Source organism: Variovorax paradoxus (assembly GCF_030811855.1).
In the GTDB taxonomy this organism is placed as follows: Bacteria; Pseudomonadota; Gammaproteobacteria; order Burkholderiales; family Burkholderiaceae_C; genus Variovorax; species Variovorax paradoxus_L.
The window spans coordinates 634,189-652,499 of sequence record NZ_JAUSRN010000002.1 but is presented as its reverse complement, the minus strand read 5'-3'; the positions used below and the strand labels follow the sequence as shown (position 1 = coordinate 652,499).

Sequence of the window (18,311 nt, the reverse complement as noted above, 5' to 3'; positions counted from 1 at the left end):
ACCAGCCTGAAGCACGCCACGCACTTCAAGCGCCACAGCCAGGCGGGCATGGTGATGGTGAACCTGCCCACGGCGGGGGTGGACTACCACGTGCCGTTCGGCGGGCGCAAGGGTTCGAGCTACGGGCCGCGCGAGCAGGGCAAGTACGCGCAGGAGTTCTTCACCACGGTGAAGACGGCGTATACGTTGGCTTGAGGCTTTCCAGGCCGGGCGCGGTGCGCCCGGCCATTCGCCTTATCGGGCGTGGCCGCCGCGTGCCAGCGAGCGCCGCAGCCCGAGCGCAAGCAGCACGCCGATCACGCCCGCCACCGCAACGATGGCGGCCGCCGCGGACCAGCCCAGCGAATCCACCGCGCCGCCCACGACCACGGGGCCGACCATCTGGCCCAGGTTGCTCCCCAGCATGAGCAGGCCCATCGACATTGGCGCCAGCCGCGCGCTCGGCGCCACGATGGCGGACGTACCGATCAGCGTGGCGGGAAGCAGGCCGCCCGCGGCGGAGAAGGCCAGGCACAGCGCAAAGGCCGGCATCGCGCCGAGCACCGGCAGGAAGATGCCGATGGCGGAGAGGCCCATCAACGCGCTGGCAGACGCTGCCAGCAGCCAGCGCGCGGCGCCGCGCTTCAACAGGACGCCGGCCACAAGGTTGCCCGCCACATTGATGCAGCAGGCCACGGCACTCAGCGATCCGGCTGTGGCTGTGCTCACGCCCATGCGCTCGATCAGCAGCACCGGCAGAAAACTGAAGAGCGCAAAAAACTGCAGGCTGTAGATCACGAAAGACGCTGCAATCAGCGCCGGCGCGCCGGTTCGGAGGGTGAGGACCGCGTCGCGCACCATGCCGCGCCACGACACTGGCGCCTCGCGGTCGCTGCTGCCGCGTGAAACGCCGATCAGCAACAGCACCGCGAGCACGGCCGCGAGCGCGGCATTGCCGAGCCAGAAGCCGCGCCAGCCGCCCTGCAGTGCGCCGCTGAAGAGCGCAATCGCAATTCCCGCCGGCATGAAGCAGCTCCAGATTGCGAAGGCGAGGTCCTTGCCGCCGGGTGCGACCATGCGCTGCAGCACCGAGGGGCCGGCAATGGTGATCAGCACGAAACCCAGGCCTTCGATGACGCGGCCCGCCAGCAGCACTGCAACGCTGCCTGCCAGCGCGCCCGCCGTGCTGCCGACGGCAATGGCCAGCAGGCCGACGAGTACCAGACGCCTGTCGCCGGCGCGCGCGACCCACGCGCCGACGGGCACGGCGCCCAGCACGCCCAGCAGCGAGAACACCGCCATGAGCCATCCGACCATCGAGAGATCGAGGCCGAAGTCGGTGCGCAACTGCGGCACTGCGATGGCGACCTTGCCGACCTGAAGGGACGCCACCACACCGGCGGCCACGACCAGGGCGACGCCGGGCCAGTGGGTTGAAGAAGGCGAGCGGGGTACGGTGGCGGGCGGTGCGCCGGGCATTTCGAATTGCTTGTGCATGCCGCCACTTTGAAGTGAATGCCGTATCAATGAAAGCGAATAATATCGGCCAACTCAATCGATTATTCAGATCATGTTGGACATCCTCACGCTGAGTCAGATGCAGATGTTCGCCGCCGTGGCGGACGCCGGGAGCTTTCGCGCCGGCGCTGCCCGGCTTCACCGGGTGCAGTCGGCCGTGAGCCATGCCATCGCCAATCTCGAAGAGCAACTCCAGGTGCGGCTCTTCGATCGTTCCGGCCACAAGCCGGTGCTCACGGCCACGGGCAAGGCGCTGCTCGGCGACGTCCGGGGCATCCTGTCGAAGGTCGAGGCCTTGCGCTCGCGCGCGCAAGGGGTCGGACAGGGCATCGAGCTCGGCCTGGCGCTGGCGGTGGACACGCTCTTTCCGCCGGCCCTGGTGGCCAATGCCCTGCGCGGCATGTACGCGGTGTACCCGAGCATCGCCATCCGCGTGGAATACAGCTCCATGGGCGGCACCATCGATGCGCTGAATTCAGGACGGTGCAATCTCGCCATCGCGGCATTCGGCCATGCGGACGAAAAAATCAGCCGCGAATTCCTGATGCAGCTTCATACGGTGGCCGTCGCCGCGTCTTCGCATGCGCTGGCGGTCCACGCAGGGCAGCGCGGCGCCAAGGACCTGGATGCCGCCGCGGCAGAGCACGTGCAGATCGTGGTGGAAGACCCCAGCACGCTGAGCCAGGGCTACGACATCGACGTGCTCTCGCCTTCGACCTGGCGCGTGACCGACATGTACATCAAGCTCGAATTGCTGCGCGCGGGCCTCGGATGGGGAAAGATGCCGGCGTGGCTGGTGGCGAACGACCTGGCCGCGGGAACGCTGGTGCAATTGCCGGTGAGCCGCATCGGCCCGGGCGGTGGAACGGAGCAGCCCTCGTACTTTTGCCACCGTGCCGACAAGACACTGGGCGCGGGCGCCACGCTGCTGCGCGAATGCCTCATGGCGGAAGCGAAGACGGCGGCGTCCGGCGCCGGCGGCGCATCAGCATCTCCACGAGCTCGAAGATCCCCTCGCTCAGCAGCGCCAGCGCCGCGGCCGGCAGCGCGCCCGCCACGAGCAGCTCGCGGTCGTTGAGCGCCAGCCCCGTGACGATGCGTTCGCCGAATCCGCCCGCGCCGATGAAGGCGGCAATGGTTGCGGTGCCAATGGCAATGGCCGTGGCTGTTCGAACGCCCGCCAGCAGCGTGGGCAGCGCGAGCGGCAGCAGCACCAGCCGAAGGCTCTGCGGCGGCGTCATGCCCAGCGCGGTGCCCGCCATGCGCAGGCCGTTCGGCACTTCGGCCAGGCCGGTCACCGTGTTGCGCATGATCGGCAGCAGCGAATAGAGCGTGAGCGCAATCAATGCGGGCAGCGCGCCGATGGCGCCGAGCAGGGAGATGAGCACCGCGAGCAATGCCAGCGACGGTATGGTCTGCAGGATGCTCGCAACACCGAGCACCACCGCGCGCAGCCGCAGATGCGGAAACACCAGGATGGCGAGCGGCACGCCGATCAGGATTGCAACGCCCACGGATACGGCCACCAGCACCAGGTGCTGCCGCGTGAGCTGCCAGAGGTCCGGCCCGAACAGCTTGGCGGTGAAGCCGCGCCTGGATTCCTGGGGTTGGGCCTTGCCGTTCTTGCCCGTGCTGGCAAGGAAGTCGCGCGCAATCGCGTCGAAGGGCACGCTCTGCAGCTCGGCGCGCGCATTCATTGCGATCATCGCGCGCTCGTCGATACGGCCTTCGAGCGTCTGCAGCGCGGCCCAGGCCTTGGGCAGCCGCGACGGCAGGTCGAGCTTGTAGAGCACCACCGCGTCATAGCGCGGAAAGTATTTCTTGTCGTCTTCCAATACGCGCAGGCCGAGGTGATCGATCTTGGCGTCGGTGGTGTAGATGTCGATCGCGTCAATCTGCTTGGCGGCCACCGCTTCGTAGGCCAGGCCGTGGTCGAGGCCGGTCGGCGCCTGCGTGAAGCCGTAGCGCGCGGCCAGACCCTTCCAGCCATCGGCGCGGCCGATGAACTCGTTCGAGAGGCCCAGCTTGAGTTCGGGGTGTTTTGCAAGGTCGCTCAGCGTGCGCAGGCCTAGCCGCTCGGCATCTGCCGCCCGCACGGCCAGCGCATAGCCGTCGTTGAATCCCAACGGAATCGCCACGCCCAAACCCAGCGGTGCCAACGCCGCATTCATGGCCTCGCGCGTTTCAGCCGGCGAGCCCTTGAGGATTTCGAGTGCGATGGTGCCGGTGTATTCGGCATACAGGTCGATGGCGCCCGAACGCAGCGCTTCATACACGATGGCCGTGTTGCCCAGCCCCTGCCGCACCACAGGTGGCGATGCGGTGTGCGGCGCCGCCGTCTGTGCCAGCAGCTCGGCCAGGATGTACGACTCGGTGAAGCGCTTGGAGCCGACCCGCAGCGTGCCCTCGCCGGGCTGCGCCGACGCAGCGGCACCGAGCCAGGCAAGAGCGAACAACAACAGGGCGGCGCGCAGGATGCGGCGGTGGGGCAGGCACATCGGAGGCCAGTGTATAGACATCGCCCCGTTCGGCGCACCCGCCAATCTCCTACAAACCCTGGTGCGGGCTACCGATGCCTTGTAGATGCCTTCGCATCCATCATGGCCCCCATGAAAAAGAAAACCCGAGTCCTGCCCGGCCCTGACGTTCACGGCCTGCGCGAACTTCCGGGCCTCAGGGTGGAGGGCTACAGCCTGCAGCTACGGGACAAGGACGGCTTCGTGGGCGACCAGGCCAGCCAGACCGCCTTCAGGGAGTTGCTCGAGCGCTGGCGCAAGCGTCGCCGCAAGACCGGCACCGATCCGCTGGGCAAGGAACACTCGCGCGATCTCACCAAGAAGCAGCTCGACCGCGTGCTGCAGAAGCCCTCGGATGCCGGCGACCTGATGCACGCCGCCATCGAGGAATTCGCCGAAGAACTGGCCTTGGTGATCCAACGCTTCACGCGCCAGCCCTCATGGAAGAAGGTGGAGCGCATCGTGGTGGGCGGCGGCTTCACCGAAAGCGACGTGGGCGAGCGCGCCATTTTGCAAACCGGCGCCATCCTCGAGGACATGGGCGTGCACGTTCAGCTCGGGCGCCTGTCGCACGAGGTCGATGATGGCGGCCTCATCGGCTGGGTGCACCTCACGCCGCCGGCCATGCTGAAGAAGCACGACGCCATCCTGGCCGTGGACATCGGCGGCACCAACGTGCGATGCGGCATCGTGAAGACACGCCGGCGAAAGGCGCGGGACCTGTCGCTGGCCAAGGTGGTGCGGCGCGAGAAGTGGCGCCATGCGGACGACAGCCCGAACCGCACCGACATGGTCGAGCGCATCGCGCTCATGCTGGAGGACATGGTCCGCTACTGTGAGCGCAAAGACATCCGTCTCGCACCCTTCATCGGCATTGCGTGCCCGGGGCTCATTCGCAAGGACGGCTCGATCGAGCGCGGCACGCAGAACCTGCCCGGCGACTGGGAAAGCCGCGCGTTCCACCTGCCCAGCGCGCTGTGGCGCCGCATGCCAATGATCGGCTCCGGCCCCACGCTGATCCTGATGCACAACGACGCGGTGGTGCAGGGGCTGAGCGAGCTCCCGTTCATGCGCGATGTTTCCCATTGGGGCGTGCTGACCATCGGCACCGGCCTTGGCAACGCGAGCTTCACCAATACCTTCTAATCCGGTGCCGCTGCGGCGGCGGACGGCATGGCGCCGCCGAGCGCCTTGTAGACGGCCACCATGCCAACCGCCATGCGGCTCGTGCTTTGAACCCGGTCGCGCCGGGCTTGCAATAGTGCGCGGCGGGCGTCGAGCTCGACGCCGAAATCAGTGAGCCCGTTCGCATAGCGCGCATGCGCCAGCGTGAGTGCGTCGCGGCTGTTGCGCTCGCGCTCGACCAGCTCCGCATGGCGCTGGCGCTCGGCGGTGTAGGCGCTCAGCGCGGAGTCGATCTCGTGCCACGCCTTGAGCACCGTCTGCTGGAAAGCCACCGCGGCTTCCTGCTGCTGCAGCTCGCGCAGGGTTACCGTGCTGCGGCGCCGGCCGTTGTCGAAGATCGGCAGGCTGATGGAAGGGCCGATGTGCCATTGCCGGCTGCCCCATTCGCCAAAGCGCTCGCTGCCGGCAGATTCGGAGCCGAAGCCCGCGCCGAGTGTGACGCGCGGGTAGAGGTCCGCCACGGCCACGCCGATGCGCGCCGTCGCGGCATGCAGCTGCGCTTCCGCCGCGGCAATGTCAGGGCGCCGTCGCGCCACGTCGGAAGGCAGGCCCAGTGCAAGGTCGGGCAGCGGCGGCGCTTGCAGTGTTTCGAGCGTATCGCCCGTGCCGTTGGCAGGCGGCGCGAGCTCGGCGTTCAGCGTGCCAGGCGGCGCACCGGTCAGCAGCGTGATCTGGTTCATGGCCCGGGCCTCCTGCTGCAACAGCATCGGAATGCGTGCGCGCAGCTCGGCCAGCTGCGTGCGCTGGCGTGTCGGGTCCAGGTCGGTGACCAGGCCGCCGTCGGCGCGCGCCTGCACCAGCTCGAGCGACTCGGCCGCCGCCGAAATGTCGGCGCGCGCCAGCCGCAGTTCGCGCTGCACACCGCGCAGCTCGAAGTAATTGCGCGCCACCTCGGCCTGCACGCTGAGCTGGGCCTGCTGCAACAGGGCGGCCGATGCGCCGGCGTCCGCATCAGCGGCCTCGATGCTTCGCCGCACGCGGCCCCACAGGTCGATTTCCCATGACGCATCGAATCCCGCCTGGTAGAGGTTGTAAGGTTCACTCAGGGTGCGGATCAGCTGGTCGCGGTTGGACACCGAAGAGCCGAGCGCATCGATCATCCGGGTGGCGGCGCCGGTTTCGCTCTGGCGCTGCCGGTTGACGCTGCCACTGGCATTGAGCTGCGGTGCCTGCTGCGCCGCCGCTGCGGTGCGCTGGGCGCGGCTTTGCGCGAAGCGGAGGGCAGCAGTCTGCAGATCGTGGTTGGCCGCGAGCGCGCGTGCCTGCATGCGATCGAGCAGCGGATCGTTGAAGGCCCTCCAATCGCCGGATGCAACGGCCGTTGGCGCTGCTGTACGCTCGGTGCCGAGCAGCGCGGGCGAGCCGCCGTGCCATGCAGACCAGTCGGCAGGTGCCTGAGGCTCCGTCGGCCGATGGTCGGGACCCATGGCGCAACCTGCAAGAAGAAGCGCGAGAACTGAACAGGAGAAGAAGAGGGTGCGTGATGCAGACATGCGGAGCTCCCGGGTTTAGGGCCTGTGAACGCTATGGAAGGGGATCGCGTTGCTTCGCCAAGGGGCTGGATGCAAGGCGCCCGGGCGCAGCAAGGCTTTGGCCTTGCAAGCGCGGGCAACGCCGCAGACGGCCCCTTGGCGAAGCAACCCGCAGGGAAGCTCGCCACAGCCCGCCCCTCGGCGTTGCGCTCCTTGTGCGTGCGCATGCACGCACGGCGTCACGCGCCTCGATGGGCGGGCTGTGGCGAGCTTCGCGACCCCTTCCATAGCGTTCACAGGCCCTACACCAGGCGATGGCGAAACAGCCAGGCCGCCAGCGGCAGCGTGACGACGGCGATGATCGACAGCGGAATCAGGTTGTGCCACACCGTGGCCAGGCCCACGCCCTCCAGGTACACGCGCTGCACCAGGTCGATCGCAAAGCGCAGCGGATTGGCCATGGTGATCACCTGCAGCGCGTGCGGCATGTTGCGCACCGGCGTGGTCAGGCCCGACAGCAGCATCATCGGCATCAGCAGCACGAAGGTGTAGAGCATGGCCTGCTGCATGTTGGCCGACACCGCCGAGATCGAGAGGCCGATGCCCACGCTGGCCACGGTGAAGAAGATCAGTCCGGTGTAGAGCGTGGCCAGCGAGCCCGCCATCGGAATGCGAAACCAGAACAGCGCCACCAGCAGGATCAGCGTCGACTGCGCAAGGCCGACCAATACTGGCGGCAGCGCCTTACCGATCATGATTTCGAGCGGCGACATCGGCGTGACCAGCAGTTGGTCGAAGGTGCCTTGCTCGCGTTCCCGAGCCACCGAGAGGGCGGTGAGCAGCAGTGTCTGCAGCATGCTGAGCGCGGCGATGAGGCCGGGTAGCAGGTTCCAGCGCGTCTGGAGATTCGGGTTGAACCACGCGCGCGACTCGATGGTGAGCGGACTTGGCGGCGCGCCGGCGCGCGCGCGCAGCTCGGCGTTGTAGCGCTCGACCACCGCACTCACGTAGCCGGCTGCAGAACCCGCCGTGTTGGAGTTGCGCGCATCCAGGATCAGCTGGATGGCCGCGGGCTGGCCCGCACTGAGCTGCTGCTCGAAGTTGGGTGCGATCTGGATCACCAGCAACGCTTTTTCGGTATCGATCACCTCGCGGATGTCCGCCTGCGTGCGCAGCGTGGCCACGCGGTGGAAGACGCCGGTGCTGTCGAGATGCGCAATCAGTTCGGTCGATGCGCCCGTGCGGCTCTGGTCGAGCAACGCGTAGGGTACGTTCGACAGATCGTAGGTGGCGGCGTAGCCGAAGATCAGGCTTTGCATGATCGCGGGAACGAACAGGATCACGCGGCTCGCCGGGTCCTTGAAGATGGCGAGCAGCTCTTTCCTGCAGAGATTGGCGATGCGCAGCAGAAAGTCGGTCATGTAGTGCCGTCCTTCAGTCGAGGCTCTTGCGCGTGACGGCGCGTGCGAGCAGCAGCAAGCCCACCGCATAGGCGAGCAGGACCGCGCAGTTGCGCCAGATCAGGGGCCAGACGTCGCCCGCGAGGAACAGCGTCTTGATCAGGTCCATGAAGTAGGTGGCCGGCAGCACATGGCCGATCACGCGCACGGCAACGGGCACGTTGCGCAGGTCAAACAAGAAGCCCGACAGCATCATCGACGGCATGAACGTGGCGATGAGCGCCACCTGGCTCGCAAGAAACTGGTTGCGCGTGACCGACGAAATCACGAGGCCCAGGCTCACCGCAACGATGAGGTAGAGCATGGAGCTGAGCACCACCGCGAACAGCGAGCCGACCATCGGCACCGCGAACAGGAAGCGCGCGGCCAGGAGGCACAGCGTCAAACCCAGCATGCCGACCGCGAAATACGGAATGATCTTGGCCAGCAGAATTTCCACCGGCCGCACCGGCGTCACGAACAGCGCCTCGAGCGTGCCGCGCTCCCATTCGCGGGCCATCACCAGGGCGGTGAGAAAGGCGCCGACCAGGGTCATGATGAGCACGATGAGTCCGGGCACCAGGTACCAGGTGCTGGTGTTCGCGGCGTTGAACCACATGCGCTGCTCCACCGTCACGCGGCCCGCGGCGGGCGCGTCGGCTCCGGTGGCGCCGCCGCCGCGGTCCGCCTGGCGCACGGCCGTTTGCGCAAGAGCGCCGCTCACGTAGGCCTGGATGATGGTCGCGCGCCCCGCGTCGGCGCCATGCACGATGAGCTGCACGCGCGCATTGCCCGCGGCCAGTGCGCGCGAAAAGTCGGAGGGTACGCGCACGATGCCGTCGATCTTGCGTTCGCGCATCAGCGCCTCGGCATCGTGCATGGAGCCCAGCAGCACGGGCGCGATGGTGGGCGAAAGCTGCAGGCCGGCAATGGCTTCGTGCGCCGTGGGCGACGGGTCTTCGAGCACCACGCCCACGGGTGCGTTCTTCACGTCGAGCGACATGCCGTAGCCGAAGATCAGGATCAGCACCATCGGCAGAAGGATGCCGATGGCCAGGTTGCTGCGGTCGCGCAGCAGCTGGCGAAATTCCTTGCGCGTGAGGGAGATGAGGCGGGTCCAAAAGCCACTCATGCCGCCACCTTCTCGTCTTTCTTTTCGCGCTCTTCCCGCCGCGCCTTCTCGACGATGCCGATGAAGGCCTGCTCCATGTCGATGCGCTTTTCATGTTCCTCGCCATCGAGCGCCTGCGTGCGCACCTCCCGCGGTGTGCCAATGGCCAGCACCTTGCCCGCGTCCTGGATCACGATGCGGTCGCAGTACTCGGCCTCTTCCATGAAGTGGGTCGTGATGACGATGGTGGTGCCCCCTTCGGCCAGGGCCGTGATGCGGCGCCAGAACTCGCGGCGTGCCAGTGGGTCGGCGCCGCTGGTGGGCTCGTCGAGAAACAGGATCTCGGGCTCGTGAAGCAGGCCGGTGGCCATCGCCAATCGTTGCCGATAGCCGCCGGGCAGTTGCCCGCTGGGTGCATCGAGTTCGCGTTCGAGGTCGAACTGACGCAGCACCGTGTCCATGCGTTCGCGCAGCTGGTCTCCGCGCAGGCCGTAGGCGCCGCCGAAGAACGAGAGGTTCTCGCGCACCGTGAGGTTGCCGTAGAGCGCGAACTTCTGCGACACATAGCCGATGCGCTGGCGGGCTTGCGCGCGCGCATGGCGCAGGTCGACGCCGGCCACGCGAAGCTGTCCGCCGCTCGCGGGCAAGAGGCCGCAGAGCATGCGGAACGTGGTTGTCTTGCCGGCGCCGTTGGGTCCGAGCAGGCCGAAGATCTCGCCGCGCCGCACCGAGAAGCTGGTGCTCGCCACGGCGACGAAATCGCCAAAGCGGCGCACCAGGTCTTTCACCTCGATGACCACTTCCCCGGGCTCGCCCTCGGCCGGTGCAAGACCCTCTGCCGTCGCGGGCGGCGCGACGTTCGGCGCAGTGGGCTGGTGCGCACGCAGCAGCATCATGAAACCGTCTTCAAGCCGCGGCGGCACGGGTTCGGCGCGCGCGCCGTCCAGCAGATCTTCAAGCGCCGCGTCGTCCGCGCCCTGGCGGCGGATGAAGTGCACTTCGCCGCCTTGCGGCACGGCATCGATGATGTCCTGCCGCGCATCGAGCAAGCGAGCCTGCATCAGGCGCGGCGGCTCGCCCTTGGGCGGCGCGGCGACGAAGCACATGCCTTGCGCATGGCTTCGGATTTCCGCCGGCGTGCCCTTGGCAATCAGCCGGCCTTCTTGCAGCACGAACACATGGCTGCAGCGCTCGGCCTCGTCGAGGTACGCGGTGCTCACGATGACCGAAAGCTTTTCGTCATCGACCAATTGCTGCACGATCTGCCAGAGTTCGCGCCGCGAGAGCGGATCGACGCCGACAGTGGGCTCGTCGAGCAACAGCAGCTCGGGCGATCGCACCAGCGTGCAGGCGAGGCCGAGCTTCTGCTTCATGCCGCCCGAGAGCTTGCCCGCCGGCCGGCTGGTGAAGCGGCCGAGGTCGGTCATTTCCATCAGCCGCGCATAGCGTTCGCGTCGTTGGCCGGCGGATACGCCGTGCAGGTCGGCGTAGAGGTCGAGGTTCTCCTGCACGCTCAGGTCGTCGTAGAGGCCGAAGCGCTGCGGCATGTAGCTGATGCGGTCCTGCACCGCCTGCGGTTCGGCAGAGACGTCGATGCCCAGCACGCGCAGTTCGCCTTCGTCGGCACGCATCAAGCCGGCCATGAGCCGCAGCAGCGTGGTCTTGCCCGCGCCATCGGGCCCGACCAGCGCGGTGAGCGTGCCGGCCGGCACTTCGAGCGACACAGCGTCGAGCGCGCGCACCACCTGCTTCGAGGCCTTGACCACGAAGCGCTTGTGCAGGGAGCGCCCGCTGACGGCCGGCTCAGTGCGCAGCATTCAACGTCCCTCCGAGCATGCGGTCTTGCTCCTTCCCCTTCCGGGGGAAGGTTGGGATGGGGGCGGGGCAGAGCGCCCGATAGACATGCCGCTTGCCCCCACCCCAGCCCTCCCCCGGAAGGGGAGGGAGCAATGCGCAAACGACGGTCGATGAGATCCGCATCACGGCTTGCCGTTCGGAGGCAGCTGCAGCCGCACGGTGGCCGGCATGCCAAGCCGCAGGCGGTCTTCCTTGTCGTCGACCATCACGCGGATTTCGTAGACCAGGCTGCTGCGCAGTTCCTCGGTCTGAACCGTCTTGGGTGTGAACTCGGCCACGGACGAGATGTAGCCCACCTTGCCCACGATCGGCTGGCCGGGGTGGCTATCGGTGGTCACGCGGGCCTCCTGGCCGGGCCGCACGCGGCCGAGGTCGGGTTCGGCCACATAGGCGCGCACCCACTTGGGATCGGTGATTGCGAGCGTGAAAGCCGGGCGCTGCGGGGAGGCCATGTCACCGGGCTCGAGCAGGCGGGCGCGCACCACGGCGTCGATGGGCGACCTGAGCTCGGCTTCTTGCAGCTGATGGTTCATGAGCGCGAGATCGGCGCGCGCGGATTCGAGCTGGGCCTGCGCTTGCGCGATGTCTTCTTTGCGCGGACCGGAAACGGCGAGCTGCTGAGCCTTGCGTACGTTTTGCAGTTGCGCCATCGCCACCTTGCGGCGGGCTTGGGCGCTGTCGAGGTCCTGCTGGCTCACGGCCCGACCGGCCGTCGTCTGGCCGATGGCCTGCAGGCGTGCGAGCTGCTGCTGTGCAAGGTCGGCATCGGCCTGCGCCGCGGCCACTTGAGCGCCGGCCTGCGCCAGTTCTTCGGGTCGGCTGCCAGTCTTCAGGCGCAGCAGGGCTTGCTCCTGCACGCCGATGCGCGCCTGCGACTGCGCCACGCGCAGCACGAGCGAGCGCGTGTCGAGCCTGCCCAGCAACTGCCCCGCGCGAACGTGGTCGCCTTCCCGCACTGCGAGTTCGGCCACACGGTCATTGGCGTTGAAGGCCAGCGAGACCTGGCGCACGTCGACGTTGCCGTAAAGCACGAGCTGGTCGGACGGCGTGGCCGAACGATGGAAGAACCACCAGCCGCCCGCTGCGGCGGCCAGCACCACGACGGCAGCGGCAATGAGGGGTTTCTTGTTCATTTGGCGGGCTCCTGCCGATTTCCGGACTAGGCCGGATGTTATCAAATTGAAATTTGAATTTGAAGTATTTTTTCATTTCGATTAACCTTGGGCCATGGCTTCCCGCTCTCCCGTCGCCCGTCCTTCGAGCGCCCGTTCCCTCGCCCCGCGTCAGGCTGCGGCGCGCATTCCGCGCACCTCGCGCACCGACGGCAGCGCCACGCGCCTGCACATCCTCGAAACCGCCGGCCAGCTGTTTGCGGAGCGCGGCTTCGCCGAGAGCACCAGCAAGGAAATCTGCACGCGCGCCGGCACCAACATGGCTGCCGTCAACTACCACTTCGGAAGCAGGGACGGCCTTTACGAGGCCGTGCTGATCGAGGCGCACCGCCAGCTCGTGAGCATCGACGAACTGGTCAGCCTGGCGAGCGTGCCGACCGATCCACGGCTCAAGCTGCGGACCTTTCTTACCCACCTGATCGAGATGGGGAGCCAGCCCAAGGCGCCCTGGGGTTTTCGCGTGGTGCTGCGTGAGGCGCTTTCGCCTTCGCCGGCGCTGCCGGTGCTGATCCGTCAGGCTGTGCTGCCCAAGGCCAAGCTGATCCGCGGATTGATCGGCGGCATCATGGGTTTGCCCGACGATCATCCCTCGGTGCAGCGGGCGCTGCTGTTCGCAGTGCTGCCCTGCATCGTGATGACGGTGGCGCCCAGAAACCTGCGCAACGACGTGCTGCCGGCTCTCAAGGACACCGAAGGCCTGGCGGACGACCTGATGCGCTACGTTTTCGCAGGGCTCGATGCGCTGGCGAAGGAGGCTAAGGCGCAGGCGCCCGCTATAGCTGGAAAGCGACGGTGAGCAGCAGCCCCTCGGCCACGTCGCGCAAGAGGCCGGGGCGCCGCGCGCGGTAGGGCTCGCCGGCGGAAGCCGTGGTGTCGATCCACTCGGCCAGCCAGTCGATCTCGCCCGGGCCGTAGAACACCACGGCCGCCTCATGGTTGAGCAAGAGGCTGCGCAGGTCGAGATTGATGGAGCCGCACATGGCCAGCTCGTTGTCGATCACCACGGCTTTGGCATGCGCCATGAAGGGCAGCATGCGAAAGCTCGCGCCCGCGCGGGCCAGGTCGCGCATGGCGCGTGCGCGCACGAAATCGGCGAGGCGGTGGTTCGAACGGGCGGGCATCGCGATGGTCACCTGCACGCCGCGCCGCGCGGCCAGTCGAAGCGCATCGCGCAGGCCGTCGCCGGGCACGAAGTAGGGCGTGATCGCGAGCACGCGGTGCTCGGCCCGAAAGCAGGCGTCGATGAGCAGCGCGTGGGCCGTGTCCTCGGTCTGGTCAGGGCCGCTCGGCAGGAACTGCGCCATGGCGCCGCCCGCGCTTTCGTCCACGTCGTCGGCCGTGATGGCGCGCGCCTTGCGGCCGCGTACCGAGCTCCAGTCGTGGTCGAACTGGCGGGCCGCCGCGGCGGCCACGCTGCCGCGCAGGTCGAATGAAAGATCGCGCCAGCCTTCGGGATGCTTGTCGTTGCCGGTGAAGTATTCGCCCGCAAGGTTGCGCCCGCCAGACCACAGCCAGCCGTCGTCCGCGATGGTGAACTTGCGGTGGTTGCGCAGGTTGCGCGGCCCAATGCGGCGCAGGCTGAAAAACGGGCGGAACACGGCGACCTCGCCGCCCGCGCCGCGCAGCACTTCGAAGTGGCGGCGCGGCAGCGTCAGCGCGCCGAAGCCGTCGAGCAGCACGCGCACCTTGATGCCTTCGCGCGCGCGCTGCGCCAGCCGCTCGATAACGGCGCGGCCCAGCGCGTCGTCGCCGATGATGAAGGTGCACACGTCGATGCGCTCGCGCGCGCCGTCGATCACCTGCCACAGCGCCTCGCGCGCGGCCTCTCCGTCGGCATGCATGCGGATCGCGCAGCGCCCCGGCGGCGCGAGGCCGAAGCTCTCGATCAGGTCCGCCGCCCAATGCCCCGGCGGTACCGAGCGCGGCGGCCGCGGCGAGCCCGCCGGACGCAGCTTGCGCTGGCCGAACAGCAGGTACATCGGCAGGATGAAATAGGGCATGAGCACCAGCCCCATGACCCAGGCAATGGCCGTGGTGGGCGCGCGCTGCTCGCGGCGTGCGCGTGTGGTCAGCACATAGACCAGCAGCGCGAAGGTGACGACGAGGAAATGCTGGGACGGTGAAGGAAGCCAGTCGAAACGGGTGTTCGGCATGCGGCAATGATGCCTGAGGAGCCGGAGTTGCCGCCAGCGATCAGCGTGGCATCAGGAATGAGGCCACGTCGCGCCCTTCGGAGGCCAGGAAGCGCATCATCGGTTCAACCACCGTTCGCGCCGCGGGCCGCTCGCCCATGCGGCTGCGCCAGGCCAGGAGCCGAGGCGTGGCCTGCGTCATGCGGGCACCTTTGCGGTCGGCAAAGATGCAGGCCATGTAGAAGGCGATGTCGGCGAAGGAATATGTGCCCGCGAGGCAATCGCGCGTGGCCAGCAGGCCTTCCATCTCGTCGTAGTAGCGGGCGCATGCGGCGCAGGCCGCCACGGCGGGCGCGCTCTGCATGTCGTGCTGCAGGCCGAAGAGCCTGATCACGTTGGGAAAAAAGACCTCGTCCGACTTCTGCTCCAGCTGCCGCGCGCGCGCCCGTTCGGCGATGCCCTCGGGCCACAGCGCGGGCGTTGGATATCGGTCTTCGAGGTATTCGAAGATTTGCGTCGAGTCGAAGAGCTCGACCTCGCCGTCGATCAGCACCGGCACCTGCTGCTTGACGGGGTTGATGCGCAGCACATCCGGGTGCTTAGGCTCGTAGGCGTCGCCTTTGGTGAACGGCACCATGATCAGCTCGAAGTCGATGCCTTTTTCGAGCGCGGCGATCTGCACCTTCGCGCCGAACATGCTGAGGGGGCCTGAGTAGATTTTTGTGGTCGTCGTCGTCATGCCCCGACTACATCAGAAATGACGGTTCAGGTCGAGCCCCAGACCTCTTGTGCGGTCTCCACGACGAGGCGCAGCTTGTTGCGCTGCGCCTCCACCGCGATGTTGTTGCCGTGCACCGTGCTCGAGAAGCCGCACTGCGGCGACAGCGCGAGCTGCTCGAGCGGGGCGTACTTGGCGGCGTCCTCGATGCGGCGCTTGAGTTCGTCCTTGTCTTCCATCTCGCCGAACTTGGTGGTCACGAGGCCCAGCACCACGGTCTTGCCCTTGGGCAGGTAGCGCAGCGGCTTGAAGTCGCCGGATCGAGCGTCGTCGTATTCCATGAAGTAAGCGTCCAGGTCCATCTCCTTCAAGAGCGCCTCGGCCACCGGCTCGTAGTTGCCGGCCGCGGCGTGGGTGCTCTTGAAGTTCCCGCGGCACAGGTGCATGGCCAAGAGCATGCCCGGCGGCTTTTGCGCGACCACCTTGTTGATGAACGCGGCATACCGGTGCGGCAGTTCGTTCGGGTCGTCGCCGCGCTTGCGGGCAGCTTCGCGCATGTGCTCGTCGCACAGATAGGCCAGGTTGGTGTCGTCCATTTGAACGTAGGTGCAGCCTGCCGCGGCCAGCGAGCGCAGCTCGTCGCCATAGGCATTGGCGACGTCGTCGTAGAACACCGGGTCGAGCTCGGGATACGCGTCCTTGCTGATGCCGGCACGGCCGCCGCGGAAGTGCAGCATGGTGGGCGAGGGAATCGTCACTTTCGGCGTGCGTCCGGCCGAAACCTGGCTCTTCAGGTACTGGAAGTCCGCGAGCTGGATGTCCTTCACGTGGCGCACCTTGTCGATCACGCGCATGGCGGGCGGCGCGAGTTCCTCGGTGCCGTCGGGCCTACGGATGGTGACCGGTATGTCGGTCTTCACGCCGCCGAGCTGGTCGAGAAAGTCGATGTGGAAGTACGTGCGGCGGAACTCGCCGTCGGTGATGCTCTTCAGGCCGATGTCTTCCTGGAAGCGGACGATCTCGGTGATGGCCTTGTCTTCGACCTTGCGCAGCTGCTCGTGCGTGATCTCGCCCTTGGCCTTCTGCTCACGCGCTTCGAGCAGGTATTTGGGGCGCAGGAAGCTGCCGACGTGGTCGTAGCGGGCGGGTAGGGCGGCGTGCTGGGACATGTTGATCTCCGTCGTGGCTGAAAACGAATCGAACATCGTATCGCCTCGGAAACACGCCTATGTGTATACATTGAAGTCGGTGTTTACCCTCATTTCGTCGGATTTCACTGGATTTTTATGCATTGATGTATACATTGAGTATTCATGAAAACGCCTACGACCGCCTTTCCATTGAACGCCTGGTATGCCGCCGCCTATGACGTCGAAGTGCGTCATGCGCTGCTTCCGCGCACCATCTGCAACGAAAAACTGGTGCTGTTCCGCCGCACCGACGGACAGGTTGCCGCGCTCGAAGACGCCTGTTGGCACCGCCTGATGCCGCTCTCGCTGGGCAAGCTCGAAGGCGACGAAGTGGTGTGCGGCTACCACGGTCTGGTCTACAACAGCCAGGGCCGCTGCACCCACATGCCGAGCCAGGAAACGCTGAACCCTTCGGCTTGCGTGCGCAGCTTCCCGGTGGTCGAGAAGCACCGCTTCGTCTGGATCTGGCCCGGCGATCCGGCCAAGGCCGACCCGGCACTGGTGCCCGACATGCACTGGAACGACGACCCGGCATGGGCCGGCGACGGCAAGATGATTCGCGTGAACTGCGACTACCGCCTCGTGGTCGACAACCTCATGGACCTGACGCACGAGACCTTCGTGCACGGTTCGTCCATCGGCAACCGCGAAGTGGCCGAGGCGCCCTTCGTTGCCACGCACGGCGACCGCTCGGCCACCGTCACGCGGTGGATGGAGAACATCGATCCACCGCCGTTCTGGGGCGGCCAGATCCGCCATGCGCGCGGCTACGCCGGCAAGGTCGACCGTTGGCAGATCATTCGATTCGAAGGGCCGTGCACGGTGAACATCGACGTCGGCGTGGCCGAGGCGGGCAGCGGCGCGGTGCCGAAGGACGGCAACCCCGGCGACCGCAGCAAGGGTGTGAACGGCTACGTGCTCAACACCATCACGCCCGAGACCGACAAGACCTGCCTCTACTTCTGGGCCTTTGCGCGCAACTACTGCCTGGGCGAGCAGCGCCTGACGCACGAGCTGCGCGAAGGCGTGGCGGGCATCTTCCGCGAGGACGAGCTCGTGCTCGAGGCGCAGCAAAAGGCCATGGACGAGCGGCCCGACCATCAGTTCTACAACCTCAACATCGACGCGGGCTCGATGTGGGCGCGCCGGCTGATCGACCGTATGGTCGAGAAGGAAAAGCCCGCGCGCGCCGCGATTCCGATCCATCCCGCCGAGACGCAAACCGCATGAAAGTCGCGGCCGTATCTCCCATCGAACCCGGCGACGGCGGCAGTTCGCAGGCCGTTAAGGCACAACTGCGTTTGCGCGAAATGATCCTGGCCGGCGAACTGCCGGGCGGTGCGCGCATTGCAGAAGTGGCCATTGCCGAGCAGCTCGGCGTTTCTCGCACTCCGGTGCGCAGCGCGCTCATGCGGTTGGAGCAGGAAGGACTGCTCGAAGCGCTGCCGAACGGCGGCTACGCAGTGCGGACATTTTCGGAGCGCGACGTGGCCGACGCCATCGAACTGCGCGGCACGCTCGAAGGCCTGGTGGCGCGGCTCGCGGCCGAGCGCGGCGCGGCGCCGGTGGTGCTGCGCGAAGCGCGCGCCTGTCTGGCACGCATCGATGAACTGCTGCGCGAACCCGCGCTCGATGACGCGGCGTTTTCGCGCTACGTCACGCACAACGAGAAGTTCCATTCGCTGCTGTGCGAAATGGCGGCAAGTCCGGTCATCGCACAGCAGCTCGAGCGCGTGATCAATCTGCCGTTCGCATCGCCGTCGGGCTTCGTCATCGTGCAGGCCAACTCGCCCGCCGCGCGAGACATGCTCGTCATTGCGCAAGACCAGCACCTTCAGGTGCTCGACGCCATCGAGGCCGGCGAAGGCTCGCGCGCCGAGGCGCTGATGCGCGAGCACAGCCGCATCGCGCGGCGCAACCTGCGCGAGGCGCTGCACGGTACGCCCACAGCCGAGCAGCGGCCGCTGCCCGGCGTGCAGCTCATCCGTCGCCGCGGCTGAGCGGCCGATTTCCTTTTCCGCT

15 protein-coding genes and 1 pseudogene are annotated in these 18,311 nt (G+C 67.2%); 6 read left to right on the top strand and 10 right to left on the bottom strand.

Annotation, left to right across the window (positions count from 1 at the left end; translation table 11 throughout):
* Nucleotides 1-195, top strand: a 195-nt coding sequence (locus J2X92_RS07885) for an aldehyde dehydrogenase family protein (protein ID WP_307574720.1), incomplete at its 5' end; no start/stop codon positions are given.
* Nucleotides 196-234: 39 nt separating this feature from the next.
* On the opposite strand, the gene J2X92_RS07880 is transcribed toward J2X92_RS07885, so the two are convergent.
* Nucleotides 235-1,476 (bottom strand): MFS transporter, encoded by a 1,242-nt coding sequence (locus J2X92_RS07880; RefSeq protein WP_307574718.1) that lies wholly within the window; start codon nt 1,474-1,476, stop codon nt 235-237.
* A gap of 73 nt (nt 1,477-1,549) precedes the next feature.
* On the opposite strand from J2X92_RS07880, the pseudogene J2X92_RS07875 reads away from it, so the two are divergent.
* A pseudogene (locus J2X92_RS07875) lies at nt 1,550-2,428 on the top strand (LysR family transcriptional regulator); the annotation flags it as partial.
* Between the two features lie 10 nt (nt 2,429-2,438).
* Here J2X92_RS07875 and J2X92_RS07870 read toward each other — a convergent pair.
* Nucleotides 2,439-3,995, bottom strand: a complete 1,557-nt coding sequence (locus tag J2X92_RS07870; protein WP_307574717.1) for an ABC transporter permease/substrate-binding protein — start codon at nt 3,993-3,995, stop codon at nt 2,439-2,441.
* A 111-nt stretch (nt 3,996-4,106) separates the two neighbouring features.
* On the opposite strand from J2X92_RS07870, the gene J2X92_RS07865 reads away from it, so the two are divergent.
* Entirely contained in the window at nt 4,107-5,159 is a 1,053-nt protein-coding gene (locus J2X92_RS07865; protein WP_307574716.1) for an ROK family protein, read from the top strand.
* On the opposite strand, the gene J2X92_RS07860 is transcribed toward J2X92_RS07865, so the two are convergent.
* The 5 genes from J2X92_RS07860 to J2X92_RS07840 all read right to left on the bottom strand — a co-directional run bounded on the left by J2X92_RS07860 (nt 5,156) and on the right by J2X92_RS07840 (nt 12,210).
* A complete protein-coding gene (locus J2X92_RS07860; RefSeq protein WP_307574715.1) occupies nt 5,156-6,691 on the bottom strand; it encodes an efflux transporter outer membrane subunit in 1,536 nt (511 codons plus the stop codon). The two genes, J2X92_RS07865 and J2X92_RS07860, sit on opposite strands and share 4 nt — an antisense overlap.
* A 281-nt stretch (nt 6,692-6,972) precedes the next feature.
* Nucleotides 6,973-8,091 carry an ABC transporter permease gene (locus tag J2X92_RS07855; protein ID WP_307574713.1) on the bottom strand — a complete coding sequence of 373 codons (1,119 nt, stop codon included), beginning with the start codon at nt 8,089-8,091 and terminating at the stop codon, nt 6,973-6,975.
* Nucleotides 8,092-8,104: 13 nt separating this feature from the next.
* A complete protein-coding gene (locus J2X92_RS07850; protein WP_307574711.1) occupies nt 8,105-9,241 on the bottom strand; it encodes an ABC transporter permease in 1,137 nt (378 codons plus the stop codon).
* Entirely contained in the window at nt 9,238-11,037 is a 1,800-nt protein-coding gene (locus J2X92_RS07845; RefSeq protein ID WP_307574710.1) for an ATP-binding cassette domain-containing protein, read from the bottom strand. Before J2X92_RS07845 ends, J2X92_RS07850 begins: the two co-directional genes overlap by 4 nt.
* A gap of 162 nt (nt 11,038-11,199) precedes the next feature.
* Nucleotides 11,200-12,210, bottom strand: a complete 1,011-nt coding sequence (locus tag J2X92_RS07840) for an HlyD family efflux transporter periplasmic adaptor subunit (protein ID WP_307574709.1) — start codon at nt 12,208-12,210, stop codon at nt 11,200-11,202.
* Between the two features lie 94 nt (nt 12,211-12,304).
* Here J2X92_RS07840 and J2X92_RS07835 point away from each other — a divergent pair, with 94 nt between their 5' ends.
* Complete coding sequence (locus J2X92_RS07835; RefSeq protein WP_307574708.1) at nt 12,305-13,045, top strand: TetR/AcrR family transcriptional regulator; 741 nt, start codon at nt 12,305-12,307, stop codon at nt 13,043-13,045.
* On the opposite strand, the gene J2X92_RS07830 is transcribed toward J2X92_RS07835, so the two are convergent.
* From J2X92_RS07830 to J2X92_RS07820, 3 genes are read right to left on the bottom strand one after another with little or no spacing between them, the layout of a single operon-like run.
* Nucleotides 13,023-14,402, bottom strand: coding sequence for a phospholipase D-like domain-containing protein (locus J2X92_RS07830; protein WP_307574706.1), 1,380 nt, complete (start codon nt 14,400-14,402; stop codon nt 13,023-13,025). The genes J2X92_RS07835 and J2X92_RS07830 overlap by 23 nt on opposite strands.
* Before the next feature lie 40 nt (nt 14,403-14,442).
* Complete coding sequence (locus tag J2X92_RS07825; protein WP_307574703.1) at nt 14,443-15,120, bottom strand: glutathione S-transferase family protein; 678 nt, start codon at nt 15,118-15,120, stop codon at nt 14,443-14,445.
* Between the two features lie 26 nt (nt 15,121-15,146).
* Complete coding sequence (locus J2X92_RS07820; RefSeq protein WP_307574701.1) at nt 15,147-16,268, bottom strand: 5-methyltetrahydropteroyltriglutamate--homocysteine S-methyltransferase; 1,122 nt, start codon at nt 16,266-16,268, stop codon at nt 15,147-15,149.
* 144 nt (nt 16,269-16,412) lie between these two features.
* Between J2X92_RS07820 and J2X92_RS07815 the strand changes: the two genes are divergently transcribed.
* Together J2X92_RS07815 and J2X92_RS07810 are read left to right on the top strand one after the other, a co-directional pair.
* Complete coding sequence (locus tag J2X92_RS07815) at nt 16,413-17,519, top strand: aromatic ring-hydroxylating dioxygenase subunit alpha (protein WP_307574700.1); 1,107 nt, start codon at nt 16,413-16,415, stop codon at nt 17,517-17,519.
* Nucleotides 17,516-18,289 carry a GntR family transcriptional regulator gene (locus J2X92_RS07810; protein ID WP_307574699.1) on the top strand — a complete coding sequence of 258 codons (774 nt, stop codon included), beginning with the start codon at nt 17,516-17,518 and terminating at the stop codon, nt 18,287-18,289. The genes J2X92_RS07815 and J2X92_RS07810 overlap by 4 nt, the downstream gene beginning before the upstream one ends.
* Nucleotides 18,290-18,311 lie beyond the last annotated feature (22 nt).